This is a genomic window from Coprobacter fastidiosus (assembly GCF_982245605.1).
In genome coordinates this window covers 15,622-32,292 of the sequence record NZ_CEVCIF010000044.1, presented here as the reverse complement: position 1 = coordinate 32,292, position 16,671 = coordinate 15,622, and the positions used below count along the sequence as shown (strand labels likewise).

Here is a 16,671-nt window from a genome sequence, read left to right as displayed (position 1 = left end):
ATAAAAGGGCGGCATGACAAAAAAAAGAAGGCATCCTTTTTAGACACCTTCTTTTCTTATTAATATCGATTACTTTATTGTAATTTACACAAATGATAAAAAAGGATATGCAAAATACTGTGTGACCCCATTTGATCTTCTCGCCCTCCTATTCTACTAAAGATAAAAAATAAATTAAAGATTCTAGTATGAAAATGAATAAAATATTTCAGAAAGCCATTTGCCTATTTTCCTGAATACGGACATTCAACTGTTGTTGGTATTCCAAAAGATACTCTATATAATTAGAATATTTCTCAGGAGATTCCAAAAATATATTTAAAGATTTTTTTACCCAGTCCAATGCAGAATCATATCGATCGTTAAGTTCTTCATATAATGCCATATTAGCGGCGGCTTTAGCCTTCCGACCCATTTTCTCCGCATTTTCGTAAACATACTCCCATAAATAAGAAGCTTCTTCATAATTTCCTCTATTCCAGTAAGAATTTGCTTCTTTCATCAAAGGGTACGGAGTAACAAAATAAAAACGATCTGCATTATCAATATACGGATAAAACTTTTTACTGACCTGATACCCGGAATGATTTGTTGCATCGATCAAACAATTTTGAAATGATGGAAACCTGTCTAAAGTTCGATTTTCTGTTTCTCCATACGATTGCCACGATATAGTATCTTTACAGGAAAAAACGCTCGGTAAATATTTTTCTCCCATATAAAGTTTGAGATCAGCATAAACAGCAATATCCAAATCTCCAAAAAATAGAGCCTCGTCTACCTGAGTCAAGTGAATAGATGGAATAACAGATAATCTATCTAAAGACAAAATGGCATCTGCATTTAGACTATCCTTGATAAGTCGTATTTTGTCTTCTGGCAAAATATATTCTGTCATAGGATCATTCTGCATCGAAACTACAGATAGAGTCTTACCAGAAGCTTGCTTTAAAGAAGATGATACGCTTTTTACAAAATGCGGAATAAGATTTCCTCTTTTTATCTGCAACCGTTGACGCTCATTATAAGCGTCAATAATTTCACCTTCATCTTCTACCAGTGTACGTTCGGGGGTATTGATTACTATGGCTAACGTCCGAAGAGAATCTGGCAATATCGTTTCCGATGGACGTAATATTTCGAGTGGGACATAAACAGCTGTCGCACATGAAGTAAACAATAAAATAAAAAGTAAACTTATAGTATTTAACCAATAATGCATAAATATCAAGGTTTATGAATAGCTTTTCTACAAACATACAAATTTATTTCATGTGAGGAATATTCATTTCTTATAAAAAAACTAAGAGTCTTTTCGAGCCTGATTAAATTTTATAAAAATATCTCATCAGATTATCCTATTTTATTGTATTGTGAATAAAGTATTTAATACATCTTTGCTTACCGAAAGAAAAGCTAAAGAAAAAATACGATTAATAAAAAATCGGAAACACCTATAAGTAGATTTACTTACAGGTGTTTCCGAAACAAATATAACCACAATTATTAGTAATTCCATTGACAAGCGATCATACGTAGATTGTTATCCCCTATCGTACGCAAATCTATGAGTTGGTTAAATCGGCAATTAATATATACCAAATTCGGGCAAAATGAAACATCCAGCATGGTCAACTGATTTTGATTACATAATACCCGTTGTAACAGATAGCGATTGCTTAAATCAAGTGTTGTCAAATCATTATAAGAACAATCGACAAAAGTAAGTTTGTCCGTTCCGTTAAGATTTAACCGGGTAAGGTTATTATATGAACAAACCAAATCAGTAAGAGCATCACAATTCAGAACATCAAGTGTTACCATATTGTTATCACTACAAAATAGAGTAAAAAGATTCGGTTGTTTTGACATAATCATTGTACGGATATTATTATCATCCATATTCAAGTTTTGCAAATTAACTGTCCCGAACAGATTTAAATTCGTCAAGCGATTATATCCGCAATAGAGATTTTTCAAATTAGCACAACTATCAACATTAAGAGATTCTAAGTGACACCCTTGAACATTAAGGGATTCTAAAGCAGATGAACCCTGAATATTGAATTCAACAAAAAGATTATTAGAACAATTTAAATTTTTCAATTGCGGAGATGTAGAAAGGTCGATTTCCGTGAGACGATTTTTATAACAATCAAGCTTGACCAACGCAATGCAACCGGTTAAATCAAGTTCTGACAATTTATTACGGCTGACATTCATATCTGTAAGAGCTGAACAGTTCGTAGCATCGACTACCGTAATCTTATTTCGAGAAAGGTTCACTTTCTGCATAGCTGAAAAACCATTCAAATTTATGTCTCCCGCTAAATCTTTATCTTGCCAATCTATAGAAACCACTCTACCGTTATTCCAAGTAACACCTTTCCATGCTGCCGGAGTATTAATACTTACGATTTCCAACCGATCGGCATTGGAATCTCCTTTAGCAGATTTCTGCTGCAAAAAACTTTGCAGTTGTTTCACTTCATTTTTGTTATACTTCTGAGCAAATAGCACTGTGCTTCCCAGGACTAGTGCCACAATTAATAAAACTCGCTTCATAACTTCTTTTATTTTATTAGACTTATTGTCGGTTAATATCCTCTTCCCGATATTAACTTTACACTCATTAAAACAATATAGTCGAAAAAAAGTTTTGAAGAACGAATTTTACAAAAAAATGAAAAGAGGAAAGACTACTTTTCATTCAGTCTTATTCCATTCTCAAGAATCAGAATCAATCTTTGCTTGTATAATGCACCTATCGCTTTTTTGAAATTTTTCTTGCTACAAGAAAAGTGCTCGGCAATCTGCTCGGCAGAAGATTTATCAGAAAGAGGCATATAACCTTCATTTTCGTGTAAAGATCGAAGAATTTCAGAAGATAACGTATCTATCTTTTCATATCCTACCGGTTGTAAAACAACATCGATTTTTTCATCTTTACGGATATGTTTTATATACCCTTTTATATGATCTCCCTTTTCTATATTGCAAAATATCTCATTGTAATAAACCATGCCCCAATGCGTATTATTGATAATAACCTTATATCCTATCTCGGTTTCTTGTACTACCAATAAATCAACTTCCTGATTTATTTCATAATCGATCGGAAGATTATTCAAAAATTTATTCAGTTTAGCTGAAGCAACGATACGTCCACTCTCATGATCAAGATAAGCATAAACAGTATAATAATATCCCTGTTTCATATCGACTCGTTGTTCACGGAAAGGAACTAACAGATCTTTCATTAACCCCCAATCCAAAAATGCACCGACCCTATTTGTCGATTTCACTTTTAAATATGCAAACTCTCCAACTTGAATATAAGGTTTTTCTGTAGTAGCAATAATTCGATCTTCTGAATCAAAATAGATAAAAACATCTATTATATCTCCTATACGACAATTTTCAGGTATATATCGAGCAGGAAGTAATATCTCGCCTTTATCTTCTCCATCTAAATACACACCGAAATCTACTGTTTTTATAACCTTTAAGGCATTATACCTTCCTACTTTTACCATAATTTGTTTCTTTTGGAACAAAAGTAAATAAACTTCAGATATTATAAAAGCTCCTTCATAGGAATATGGAGAATATATTTTTATGAAGTTTTTCAGAATCATCAAATTTTTCTAAAATCACGCCGTACAATATGATCTTTCTGCATTTATTTTTACTTTTGTATATAAACCTTAAATATTTAGTAAGATGAAGAATGCACAATACTTATTCATCATAGTTTTATGCTATGTTGCAATGACAGGTAAAGCTCAAAATAATAGATTTACACCTCCTATTATGGGATGGAGTTCTTGGAATACTTATCGTATAAACATCAATGAACAACTTATAAAAAAACAAGCTGATGCAATTATTGATAGAGGTCTGAAAACCGTTGGATATCGATATATAAATATCGATGACGGTTTTTTCGGATGGCGTGATGAATCGGGAATACTTCATACTCATCCCAAGCGTTTTCCCAACGGATTGGAAAACATCGTTAAATATATACATGATAAAGGTCTAAAAGCTGGCATTTATTCTGATGCAGGAAGTAATACTTGCGGTTCGATTTGGGACAACGATCCAAATGGAATAGGAGTCGGGCTATATGGGCACGAGAAACAAAACGCAGACCTCTTTTTTAACAAATGGGGGTTTGATTTTATCAAAATAGACTATTGTGGTGCCGGACAGGAATTAGCATTAGATGAACAAAAGAGATATACTGAAATTTATCGAGCTTTCAACGATGTTTGTAACCATAAAATATCATTGAATATTTGCCGTTGGGCTTTCCCCGGCACATGGGCTGAAGATATCGCAACTTTATGGAGGATAAGTGCCGATATTACTCCAGAGTGGGCATCTATCAAACATATAATAAATAAGAACCTTTATTTATCAGCCTATGCACGAAATGGTCATTATAATGATATGGATATGCTGGAAATAGGAAGAGGTCTAAAACCTGAAGAGGAAGAAGTTCATTTCGGTATGTGATGTATCATGAGTTCGCCCTTACTTATCGGTTGCGATTTAACTACTATTCCGGATAAATCTTTAGAATTACTGAAAAACAAAGAACTAATAGCTATCAATCAAGATTCGTTAGGTCTTCAAGCTTATGTAGCTCAACACGAAAAAAATGGATATGTATTAGTCAAAGATATTGAACAAAAACGAGGTAAAGCCAGAGCTATGGCTTTATATAATCCATCAGACTCGATTTGTTCGTTTTCTGTACCCACTGCATGTTTGGAGTTAGGTGGAACAATAAAAGTCCGAGATTTAATAAAACATAAGACTATTGATACAAATAAAGAATATTTAGAATATGAGTTACCTCCTCATAGTGCAAAATTTTTTCGTATAGAGGCGGAAAAGCGTCTGGAATCATCGCTTTACGAAGCTGAATGGGCTTATCTTCCATGTTATGATGATCTGGGTACTCGTTCTAAAAGTATCCGCTATGCTCCATGTGAAAAGGCATCCGGGAAAATGACCGTTAGCTTTATTGGCGGGAGCTCTGAAAATTATGCTGAATGGGATAATGTTTACAGTAAAAAAGGGGGTGCATATGAAATGAAGATTTTTTATTTGCCTGAAAAGAACCGCAAATTAGAAGTCAATATAAACGGAAAGTCTTATTTCTTTAAAAATTTAGAAACCGATAGCTCAAAGGGAATTATGACTATTACTCTTTCTGTACAATTAAATCGTGGGGAAAATACAATTCGCATAGGCAGTCCCTATTGCTGGACTCCAGATATAGACTGTTTTACATTAAAAAGACGATAATTCACCGTTTCTGATTTCAGCAAATGAAAGAATAACTTACCTTTGTGATCACAAAAATTTTCAATATGATATTTTATTTTTCGGGAACAGGAAATTCTGAATGGGTTGCAAAAGAAGTAGCAAAAGCACAAAATGAAACAATATGTTTTATTCCCGAAGTTATGCAAAAAAAAGAATTTTATTATCGAGTCTCGGAAAAAGAAAAAATAGGGTTCGTATTTCCCATATATTCTTGGGGGCCGCCTAAACTCATTCTCGATTTCATTAAGCTCATACAATTAGAAATAAAGTATAATAACTATGTTTTTTTTGTTTGTACTTGTGGTGATGATATCGGGCTAAGCAAAAACATCTTTGTGAAAGCATTATCGGCCAAAGGGATTGTCTGCAATAGTGGATTTTCTGTCATAATGCCGAATAACTATATATTAATGAAAGGATTCGATGTAGATTCTCCGACTTTAACAGATAAAAAGTTAAGAGATGCTGTCCCCAGAATAAAACAGATAAATTCATGGATAAGCAATAACAGATCAGATTTATTCGATTGTAAACAAGGGCATTTCCCTTTCTTTAAAACTCGAATTATATGGCCATTATTCAATAAATATCAAATATCGGATAAAGATTTTTATGCCACAGACTTATGTAACGGTTGCAGGTTGTGTGAACAAAAATGCCCTGTTGGAAATATAAAAGTCGATAAAAAACCGAAGTGGCAGCACCATTGTATTCTTTGTCTGGCATGTATTCACAGATGCCCGCAAACGGCAATTCAATATGGGAAGAAAACACAGAAAAAAGGCCGCTATTACAAAGGGAAAAAATGAACTAATAACGAAATTAAACGGTTTTTCTTTATAGCGTACGCACAAAACTTTTTATTTCAAACAAAATATAAATCAGAAGTTTTTATATATTTGTAAATATGTCAACTAAATCATCCAAATATGAAAAATAGATTTATTCTTTTATCCGGATTCTGCCTTCTCCTTTTATGTATAAACTCTTGTAAGCAGAAAAAAAATCATCCAGACAAAACAGATTCGGATCAGCAAACAGAATTGACCGATACCTCTATTTCTATAGAGGAAATAGATACATTATCTTTTGCTCTTTATGAAAATGAAAAAAAATATCATATCAATAATGACACGACAATGCCGGCCTGTACGTTCTCTATCGACATGATTTATCCGGATAATTATCCTAACAATATAAAATTAAAACAGATACAAAAATATTTTGTGAAGAGTATTTTCGGAGAAGAATATGAGAGTTTCGCTCCTAAATTAGCTGCAGAAAAATACATGCAGAATTATATAGACACTTATAAAAAAGATATGTCTCAATATAGCCATTCTAAAAAAGACATCGGTGTATGGATGAATTATGAATTATCTGTAGGTAGCCGCTCTCTTTATAATAATCACGATATATGGAGCTACGAATTATCGACTTATATGTTTACCGGTGGGGCACACGGCATTTATACAACTACATATCAAACTTTTGATTTACAAAAAGGTAAGAGCCTTCTTTTGAATGATCTTATTAGTGAAAAAAATAGAGCAACAATAGATGAGTTATTACGAAAACAATTGGCAATCGATCTTAAATTAACAAATATCAATGAATTAAGCAAGAAAGATTATAGTCCTGAAAACATTGTCGCTACCGATAATTTCTATGCGGAAAAAAATGGAATCACGTGGTTATATAATCCGTATGATATCGCACCTTATTATTTAGGTCAAACACGAATTACCCTACCATACTCCGTATTGCGTCCTTACCTTTTACCAGAATGTCCCGTAAAACGTATTTTTGAATAACACAGTCTTCACAATAATTATTTTATGAAGCAATAAAAAACGCCAATGATTTATTAAAAAATTATTGGCGTTTTTTATATAATCAATTGTATAAGTATTAGACCTCTTTATTTCTTCAATGCGGCAATACTTTCCTCTAAAGATTTTATTTTACTTTCTGCATCGGACTGTTTTTTCCGCTCCATTTCAACAACCTGTGCCGGAGCATTATTCACAAAACGCTCGTTACTTAATTTAGCAATGACCGATTTTAGAAAACCTTGTAAATATTTCAGTTCCTCTTCTTGCTTTTTCAATTCGGCTTCTACATCAATATTATTTCCTAACGGAACGGCATACTCGGTTGTGCCCACCAAAAATGAAGCTGCTGTAGCATCTTTTTCATTAACCGACAAAATAGCCGACAAATTAGCAAGTTTAGAAATTACCGCATCATTCCCCGAATTGTGCTGTCCGATAACTTGTAATTCTAACGTATCCTTATTCGGGACATTCTTTTGAAGACGAATCGAACGCACTCCTGAAATAATCTCTTTTGCCGTCTCAATTTGTACCAATAGAACTTCATCATAAGTCTCTACTCCCGGTAATTGAGCGATCATGATACTTTCCCCCTCTTTACGGTCACAAATGTGCTGCCAAAGTTCTTCCGTAATAAAAGGCATAAACGGATGCAGAAGTTTCAATAGATCATCAAAAAACGACAAAGTCTTTTCGTATGTCGTAGCATCTATCGGCTGTTGATATCCGGGTTTGATCATCTCCAAATACCATGAAGAAAATTCATCCCAAAACAATTTATATACCACCATCAATGCTTCCGAAAGACGATATTTAGAGAACAAGTCTGCAATCTCGATACTTGCTTTTTTCAGCATAGCATCAAACCACCTTACTGCAATCTTGGCTGACTCAGGCTGATCTATAGACGAATCTACCGACCATCCTTTTACCAACCGGAATGCGTTCCATATCTTATTATTGAAATTACGTCCTTGTTCACACAATGTATCATCAAATAAAATATCATTTCCGGCCGGAGCAGAAAGCATCATTCCCATACGAACCCCGTCAGCCCCGTACCTATCGATCAATTCTAACGGATCGGGGGAATTACCTAACGACTTAGACATTTTACGGCCTAATTTATCACGGACAATTCCGGTAAAATAGACATTCTTAAACGGCATCTCTTTCTGATACTCATAGCCGGCGATAATCATACGGGCTACCCAAAAGAAAATAATATCGGGAGCTGTAACCAAGTCACTGGTTGGATAATAGTAATTCAGTTCTTCATTTCCTGGATGATTAATACCGTCGAACAGCGATATAGGCCACAACCAAGAAGAAAACCAGGTATCGAGACAATCTTCATCTTGTCGTAAATCTTCCGTTTGTAAGGCAGAATTACCCGTCTTCCTACGAGCCAGTTCCAAAGCTTCCTCTTTAGTTGCCGCTACGACATACCCACCTTCGGGAAGATAATATGCAGGGATTTGATGTCCCCACCAAAGCTGACGGGAAATGCACCAATCCTTAACATTTTCCATCCAATAGCGGTATGTATTTTTGTATTTTGCCGGATAAAACTTTATATCGTCATTCATTACAGCCTCTAACGCCGGTTTAGCAAGATCGGTCATTTTTAAAAACCATTGCATAGAAAGTTTAGGCTCTATCACAACATTCGTACGTTCCGAATGCCCGACTTTATTAGTATAAGCCTCCGTTTTTTCCAACAGGCCCGCAGCTTCCAGATCTTTTTCTATTTGAACACGGACATCGAATCTGTCCATACCGACATACATTCCGGCAGCATCGCTTATCGTACCGTTATCGTTAAAAATATCGATACTCGGCAGATTATACTTTTCACCCAGCATATAGTCGTTGACATCATGTGCCGGAGTGACTTTCAGGCAACCCGTACCGAATTCGATATCAACATAATCATCTTCGATGACCGGAATTACCCGGTTTACCAACGGAACAATAACTTTCTTCCCTTTTAAATGCTGATTTTTGGGATCATTCGGATTGATACACATAGCCGTATCTCCCATAATCGTCTCAGGACGGGTCGTTGCGACTACGGCATATCCGTCCTCACCCTCAATCTTATAGCGTAAATAATATAACTTTCCGTGTTCTTCTTTATAAACGACTTCTTCATCGGATAGAGCAGTCAAAGCTTTCGGATCCCAATTTACCATACGGACACCCCGATAGATAAGTCCTTTATTATATAAATCGACAAAAACTTTCAAGACACTTTCGCTACGAAGCTCATCCATAGTAAAAGCCGTTCTGTCCCAATCACAAGAAGCACCTAACTTACGGAGTTGCTGCAAGATAATTCCTCCGTGAGTTTCTGTCCATTCCCATGCATGTTTCAGAAATTCTTCTCGTGTAAGATCAGTTTTCTTAATTCCCTGAGCTGCCAATTTGTTCACGACCTTCGCTTCGGTTGCGATAGAAGCATGATCGGTACCCGGAACCCAACAAGCATTCTTTCCGGTCATACGGGCACGACGAATCAAAATATCCTGAATCGTATTGTTCAGCATGTGCCCCATGTGCAACACACCCGTAACATTTGGCGGAGGTATGACTATCGTATAAGGTTCACGGCCATCGGGTTTCGACTTGAAATATCCGTTTTTAAGCCAATACTCATACCACTTTCCTTCAACCTCGGCAGGATTGTACTTCGTTGCAATTTCCATTCTATTTCGTAATTTCTTGTTTTTTTATTTTTATACAGAACAAAAGAGACAAAAATCTCCAAAATGCGACACAAAAGTACAAAATATTCGAGACAGAAAGAGACAAAAGAGCAAATTTCACAAGAAGTTTTTCTATTTTTGTCGAATATTAATAAGACACTCATTATGAAATTTCGGTTCTACTTTATCACATTAGCGATTTTACTATTTGCTTTTCCATTAAAAAGTCAACAGTCTCCCAAACGGGAATTCCGGGGTGCATGGATACAGACTGTTCATCAGTCTCAATACCAGAACATGGATAAAGCTACCATGCAGACATATCTTACAGCAATGCTTGACGGCTTGCAACAAATGGGTATAAATGCCGTCATTTTTCAAGTAAGACCTCAAGCAGACGCGTTTTATCAATCATCGTTAGAGCCATGGAGTCGTTTTTTTACCGGGACACAAGGCATAGCACCGACTCCGATATGGGATCCGATGCAATATCTCATCGAAGCTTGTCATGAACGGAATATGGAATTTCACGCATGGCTCAATCCGTATCGCGTAAAAAGTAATCTGAACGAACAATTAGCGCCCGGACACATTTATCATAAACACCCCGAATGGTTCGTAACTTATGGTAATCAGCTTTATTTCGATCCGGGATTGCCCGAATCCCGTAAATTTATCTGTCAAGTAGTAGATGATATCGTATCTCGTTATGACATAGATGCAATACACATGGATGATTACTTCTACCCCTATCCCATTGCAGGAAAAGAATTTCCCGACCAAAAGAGTTTCGCTCGATACGGAAACGGACTGAGCCTATCTGATTGGCGTCGGAATAACGTAAATTTTTTGATTCAAGAACTTCATCAGACCATTTCGCAACGGAAACCTTGGGTCCGGTTCGGAATCAGTCCGTTCGGAATATATCGAAATAAAAAAAATGACACGAACGGTAGCGATACGAACGGGTTACAAAATTATGACGACTTGTATGCAGATGTACTGATGTGGACTCGTAACGGATGGGTCGATTATATGATGCCTCAATTATATTGGGAAATAGGGCATAAAGCAGCTTGTTACGAAACCCTTATTTATTGGTGGAATCGTCATGGTAACGGACGGCATCTCTATATCGGACAAGACGTAAAACGAACGATGAACGCAGCGGACGTAAATCCGAAATATTCGCAACTAAATCATAAAATACAATTGAGCCGTTATTTGGACAACATCTCCGGTAATTGTTTCTGGCCGGCGCATCCTCTGTTAGAAAATTACGGAAATATAGGCAACGCCCTGAAATACGACCACTTCGCTTTTCCCGCAATAATACCGGCATACACATTTATCGATGATAAATGTCCGGCAGAAGTGAAAAGCTTGAAAGCCCGTTGGATACCGCAAGGCTATGTCTTGGAATGGAAACGTAAAAACACAAAAGATGAAATGCAGAAGCAGGTTTATTTCTGTATCTACCGATTCGCTGAAGGTGAACCTATTGATCTGTCGAACGGAAAAAATCTTGTTACGACAACACGAGAAACCGGATATTTACTACCCTATCAAAAAGGAACAGAAAAATATACTTACGTTATAACCGCAGTAGACAGAATGCACAATGAAAGTAAAAAGGGCAAAAAAGTAACCGTAAAATTATAAAAAACAAAAACTTGAAAAAAAAGGGCAGAAAAACTATATGTTTCCCTCCCCTGTTTTTCAAGCCTGCCTAATTTATCAGTCGGCCTTAACCGATACAAGATCAAACTGTTCCAGATATTGCCTCGATACCACTTCCCACAGATAACGGCGATTTGCAATTTCAGACATATCTCTTGCAGATTTCTCCAACAATAAAGCATTGTCATTTCTTAAAAGAGCAATCAGTTGCTCTGCATCCCGAAAATAAAAAGCCTTATTTTCGGTAGTTTCTCGATTATATATGACATCATAGGCCAAAATCGGACAATTAAAAAACATAGCCTCCACTAATGAAGGATTTGTACCTCCGGCACTATGTCCATGAATATAAAAGCGGCAATTATTCCTCAATACATACAAAACATCAAGATCATAGACCGGATCGATCAATTGAATATTCCCGACCCCGCTATATTTTCGTTTCAGTTCTTGCCCGTATGCACTCTTATCCCAGTTACCGATAAAAACCAACACATCACCGCTTTTCGCAAAAGCCTCCAAAGTAATATGACAATTGTTTTCCGGCTCGATACGGCACACCGTGAACGAATACTCTTTTCTTTTCAACCCATAAAGGTCCAATATCGCACGTTGTCTCTCCTCTCCGACCGACCGTTTCACATGATCCCCTCCGTAAGCGATCAATACAGAATCTTTTCCGTAAACATCAAGAATATAATCTTGAATACCTTTATTATCCGCAACGATCACATCCGCAAAACGAACAGCCATAGCCTCGGAAAATCTCAAAAACCAACGGGCAAATTTTCCCCATTTTGCCCGCCGATGCTCTAACCCGTCAATATTTATAACCAAGCGTTTTCGACAAAACAAGCGAAATACCGGTAAAAATATACACCCCGATACACCTAATATGACAATCACGTCATATCCCCGCATCACTTTCAACAAAGACCAAATATCATACGGAGTACTCTGAAAACCATTCGCATGTAACGGGACATATTTCAAAAAAGCACCTTTATAAGACAATAAACGCTCTTCTTTTTTAAAGTCTTTACTACTGCAAAATACCGTATATTGCACCTCAAGAGGACAATTTTTCCCAATAATGTTCTCTACCAAAGTCTCAAAACCGCCATATCTCGCGGGAACACCCTGAGTGCCCACGATTGCAACATTTTTCATAAAACATAAAGTGTTGAAAATCTATAAGATTTATATTCTGTCTAAATTTTGAACAGCCTCTTTTTAAGAATAGCTTTCGAGAATATTTTTTGTTCCGATAAGGAGCATAACAAAGTACATGACACGCAAGAAACGAAAAGCAAGTTCAAAAAATAGCTCTAAATATTTTATTTTAAACCGGTACTCAAACGTGGCCATTTTTCGGGGAATAATGGCAAGTTTCTCATCACTGTTTCATACGTCAGTGTGGTAGGGTAATATGGTAATTCGGAGCATTTGATAACACTCTCAAAAAGACGTCAGAAACACGAGAATAAGACCTTGCCATACCCCGTATATAGAAAAAGTATCTGTAAAGAAATTAGTCGAATAATGATAAAATAGATTCGGTCATTTTATCGATATTGAAATTTCGAGAATAGGCAGAAGCATTGTTCGACAATTTATTATATAACTCTTGATCAGATAAAAGCAGATGAATATATTCGACAATTTTATTCAAATCCTGCACATCGATCTTGTACCCGTTCTCTCCATCTGTTACCATTTCGGCAATTCCGCCTTCTGTCGGTACAATCACGGGAAGTCCGGCACTCATGGCCTCTAATGCAGTCAAACCAAATGTCTCGACAGCCAATTTTTTATCAGTCAAATTAATTACTATCGAAGCCTCATTATAAAATGAAACTACATTATTTTGACGGGGATATATAATTAAATTTTGGGAACAAAAAATATTATATTTATATAAAAAAGAATCAATATTTTCTTGGACATCATTAATAACTAATACAAATTTATATTGCGGCAACCTATTAGCCAATTCGATAAATTCCCGTGTACCTTTATATTCTTTTAATGATGAGAGCATTAAGACAGTCTGTCGTCCGAATGCGGCTTCCGCATCCGGATGCAATCGGTTTGTAAACTCCTTAGGCAAAGCATTCGGAATAATACATACCCCTCTTTTTCTACCCAAAAATGATCTTTGATATTGCGACACACAAATAATTTTATGTGCCAGCTTTTGCATCAGAGTTGCCAAAATCTTATAAAAAGCCCCCTTGACAAAAGCGTTCTCATGATAATGATATATCACTTTCTTACCCATTATACGCCCTGCTAATGCCGGGCCAACAGGTAGTAGGGTGTTGATATAAAACACAGTCTGTTTTTGAAATAAATAACGAAAAACTATAAGAAAAGTATATAACTGAACACCCAAATACCGAGACATAGTTATTACCGGATTAGCAGAAAAATGATAACCATACGACACTCTTCTCAAATTTGCATGTCCGGTAAGTTCATCCAAAACTCCCCCCTTTGAGGTTATCAAATCTACTCTATACCCTTTATCCAGTATTCCCTGTAACACCATCTTCAGCACTTTAGGGCTGCCGCTATAATCATTGAAAAGGTGAAAACAAACAATATGTTTCATATGATTCTATTCTTAAAATTTTCTATAGCTTGATCATAACATTTCTGTAAAAAGAGTTCTCTATCATCCCAAGTATATTTTTTTGCACATTCTAAAACGCCATACGCTAATTGTTCGAATTTTTCCGGATGTTCCAATAAATAATCGATATTTTTCGCTAAATCAGAAACACACTGCTCATAAGAAAGAATTGGTATTTTTACACCGCAACGTTCACAAATTATATCATGCATACCACAATGATCAAAACTCATGGTTGGGACGCCATGACACATAGCTTCCCAAATAGTAGTCGGATTTCCTTCACTTAAACTAGTTATTACATGAAAATGAGCAGAATTGAATATTTTTATGGCCTCTATTCTTGATAAATGACCATGCCATCTAATTATGTAGTCTATATTTTGTTTTCTTGAAAATTCCTCTAATAAAGATCTCGTAGGACCATCCCCGATAATATCAATAATCAGTAAATCTTTATGTTTAACAAAAATAAGAGACTCTAATAGAATATGTACGGCTTTTCGTTCAATTAAGCTCCCTATTATCACAAAATGGTATTTGTCGGTATTAAATTTCTCAACATTTAAAGAAATATCTGCTGCAATTGCATTCTCTGGCAAATAAGAACTTTTCTTATGTAATATCCTCTCAATTTTTTTTTGGTTTTCTGTCGTAGCTGTCAACAATAAGTCTGTATTTTCTAAAGCTAACTTTAATCTTTTATTCTTCCTGAGTTGTATTTCATTCATTACATTTCTTAATCTAAATTTAAACTGTGCCAATAAAGAGGTATGTTTCTGCAAAATGACATTCGTTTTATTACTTCCTCCAATTGGCCCCCACAAATAAGGTATTCCAAGTTTCCATAAATATCCGGGTTCTCGATATCCAATCGGTCCGACAAAATGTATCAAATCAAAATGCTTATTTTCCATTAAGTTTTTAACTTCATCATATACTTGCTTTTGCCAAGATCGATAAGCCCAATAAAATGTATAGTTAAAGAAGTTATGACGATTACACCAATTCAGTATATTGGTTTTTTGATTCGGACTTACACATATGAATTTTACGTTAGGGAAATAATTCCTTTTCAGATATTCTTTCATTTCACCACAATCCCCAAGATGTTCGCCTGACACTCCATATATAACTGTCAACCTATTATACTTCGACATACGTGTTACATAATTCCAAGCTACAGAATATTCTGAACCTTTAGTAGGTGAAATTTGATATGCCAAAATCAATATATCTTTCATAAATAAATTTTTTAACTAAAACAGTGGCAGCGTTTGAGAATTTCCTTATTTGTATAAAATAACATTATTACAGCCCATGTAATCTGTAGATTTATACCTGTTAGGAAAACAGAAAAAAACCAGAATGCAATACTTGCAATTTTATTAGAAGTGTCATAACAAATCTTAAATGAGAATAGTGTAATTAGAATAAAAGGTAAAAAACCATATTCTACTGCGTACAATAATAATCCTCCTCCTGTATAACCTTGCTGAACCCCCCAAATAGATTTAGACATTATTGTCGAAATAAAATCTATTCCTTTCCCAAACCAACCATCAAAACTAGCCAAGTTTATTTGGTCAAAACACACCATCGCCGGGATAATTCTCAAAGCCCCACTATGATCGGCTCTCACCATTTCTCTCATATCAAAAGAAAATGTGGCAACCGCTAATCTGTATGTTCTCATAAAAGAATCTATTTCAAATATTCGGACTATAACTATAATAATACTTAGAAGAATAAGTAACGAGAATAAAGTTTTCCGATTAAAAAACTTAAACAAAACTATTAAAAGAAACAAATAAGCTCCCGCACTCATCATTGTAATCATAGACCACAAAAATGCAATCCAGACCCCTTTATCATCTCTCCATTCCTCTTTAAGTATTAAAACCTTTCTTGTTACGTTTTCTTTGATAGTTAAATATGAATACATCAAAATCGCCATCATTCTCCCGCTATGCTCCGGTTCAGACATTAATGAATTTAATTTCCACGGAGTCTCAGGATTATAATTGCTGACATTCAATATCGGAAGTCCTGTCAATACACATATTTGCTGAATTACCAATACTATAAAGTAAGCAAAAATTAGAACTTTTAAAAATCTCAAATAACCGTCAGCATCTATATCCGAAATGTATAAAACCTTTGTAAGTGTCATAAAGTAAATAACAAACATACATCCATACAGAACAGTACTCCATCTCATTGATTCCGGATGATTAAGAAGCGGGAAAAATATACTCATCAATATAAATATAATGAGCGGTAAATCTGTCTTGATTTTAATAATCGGATAGAATAAAAATAGAATTGGAGATATGCCCATTGCAATAATAAGCAATAAATTCCGAGCTCCATCACCTAAGGCGAAAGCTGGAGATATAAACAGTAATGTAGTGCCTATAATAAATATTTTCCGTGATATATTAGGGGATACAGATGATAATACCATTTTTAG

At 35.3% G+C, this 16,671-nt stretch carries 11 protein-coding genes and 1 pseudogene; 4 read left to right on the top strand and 8 right to left on the bottom strand.

The window, feature by feature from the left end:
• Nucleotides 1-208: 208 nt before the first annotated feature.
• From AC0UMU_RS10995 to AC0UMU_RS10985, 3 genes are all read right to left on the bottom strand, one after another.
• Entirely contained in the window at nucleotides 209-1,222 is a 1,014-nt protein-coding gene (locus AC0UMU_RS10995; RefSeq protein WP_278716281.1) for a DUF6340 family protein, read from the bottom strand.
• A gap of 284 nt (nucleotides 1,223-1,506) precedes the next feature.
• Nucleotides 1,507-2,565, bottom strand: a complete 1,059-nt coding sequence (locus tag AC0UMU_RS10990) for a leucine-rich repeat domain-containing protein (RefSeq protein ID WP_009317068.1) — start codon at nucleotides 2,563-2,565, stop codon at nucleotides 1,507-1,509.
• 134 nt (nucleotides 2,566-2,699) lie between these two features.
• Nucleotides 2,700-3,536 (bottom strand): CvfB family protein, encoded by an 837-nt coding sequence (locus AC0UMU_RS10985; protein ID WP_278716284.1) that lies wholly within the window; start codon nucleotides 3,534-3,536, stop codon nucleotides 2,700-2,702.
• Nucleotides 3,537-3,723: 187 nt separating this feature from the next.
• On the opposite strand from AC0UMU_RS10985, the pseudogene AC0UMU_RS10980 reads away from it, so the two are divergent.
• From AC0UMU_RS10980 to AC0UMU_RS10970, 3 genes and pseudogenes are all read left to right on the top strand, one after another.
• A pseudogene (locus tag AC0UMU_RS10980) lies at nucleotides 3,724-5,319 on the top strand (alpha-galactosidase).
• 65 nt (nucleotides 5,320-5,384) lie between these two features.
• Nucleotides 5,385-6,149, top strand: a complete 765-nt coding sequence (locus tag AC0UMU_RS10975; protein ID WP_288641314.1) for an EFR1 family ferrodoxin — start codon at nucleotides 5,385-5,387, stop codon at nucleotides 6,147-6,149.
• Nucleotides 6,150-6,269: 120 nt separating this feature from the next.
• Nucleotides 6,270-7,154, top strand: coding sequence for a DUF3298 and DUF4163 domain-containing protein (locus AC0UMU_RS10970; protein ID WP_288641313.1), 885 nt, complete (start codon nucleotides 6,270-6,272; stop codon nucleotides 7,152-7,154).
• Between the two features lie 107 nt (nucleotides 7,155-7,261).
• On the opposite strand, the gene AC0UMU_RS10965 is transcribed toward AC0UMU_RS10970, so the two are convergent.
• Nucleotides 7,262-9,883: a valine--tRNA ligase gene (locus AC0UMU_RS10965; RefSeq protein ID WP_473979934.1), complete on the bottom strand. Its 2,622-nt coding sequence runs from the start codon at nucleotides 9,881-9,883 to the stop codon at nucleotides 7,262-7,264.
• Between the two features lie 165 nt (nucleotides 9,884-10,048).
• On the opposite strand from AC0UMU_RS10965, the gene AC0UMU_RS10960 reads away from it, so the two are divergent.
• On the top strand, nucleotides 10,049-11,545 hold the full coding sequence (locus AC0UMU_RS10960) for a glycoside hydrolase family 10-like protein (RefSeq protein WP_472300759.1): 1,497 nt from the start codon (nucleotides 10,049-10,051) through the stop codon (nucleotides 11,543-11,545).
• A gap of 75 nt (nucleotides 11,546-11,620) precedes the next feature.
• Here AC0UMU_RS10960 and AC0UMU_RS10955 read toward each other — a convergent pair whose 3' ends face one another.
• The 4 genes from AC0UMU_RS10955 to AC0UMU_RS10940 form a co-directional block, all read right to left on the bottom strand.
• Nucleotides 11,621-12,733 (bottom strand): DUF1972 domain-containing protein, encoded by a 1,113-nt coding sequence (locus AC0UMU_RS10955; protein ID WP_472300757.1) that lies wholly within the window; start codon nucleotides 12,731-12,733, stop codon nucleotides 11,621-11,623.
• Nucleotides 12,734-13,094: 361 nt separating this feature from the next.
• Nucleotides 13,095-14,177, bottom strand: a complete 1,083-nt coding sequence (locus tag AC0UMU_RS10950) for a glycosyltransferase family 4 protein (protein WP_472300756.1) — start codon at nucleotides 14,175-14,177, stop codon at nucleotides 13,095-13,097.
• Nucleotides 14,174-15,442 carry a glycosyltransferase family 4 protein gene (locus tag AC0UMU_RS10945; protein ID WP_472300754.1) on the bottom strand — a complete coding sequence of 423 codons (1,269 nt, stop codon included), beginning with the start codon at nucleotides 15,440-15,442 and terminating at the stop codon, nucleotides 14,174-14,176. The genes AC0UMU_RS10950 and AC0UMU_RS10945 overlap by 4 nt, the downstream gene beginning before the upstream one ends.
• Nucleotides 15,443-15,453: 11 nt before the next feature.
• Nucleotides 15,454-16,665 carry a hypothetical protein gene (locus AC0UMU_RS10940; protein ID WP_022602650.1) on the bottom strand — a complete coding sequence of 404 codons (1,212 nt, stop codon included), beginning with the start codon at nucleotides 16,663-16,665 and terminating at the stop codon, nucleotides 15,454-15,456.
• Between the last annotated feature and the right edge of the window lie 6 nt (nucleotides 16,666-16,671).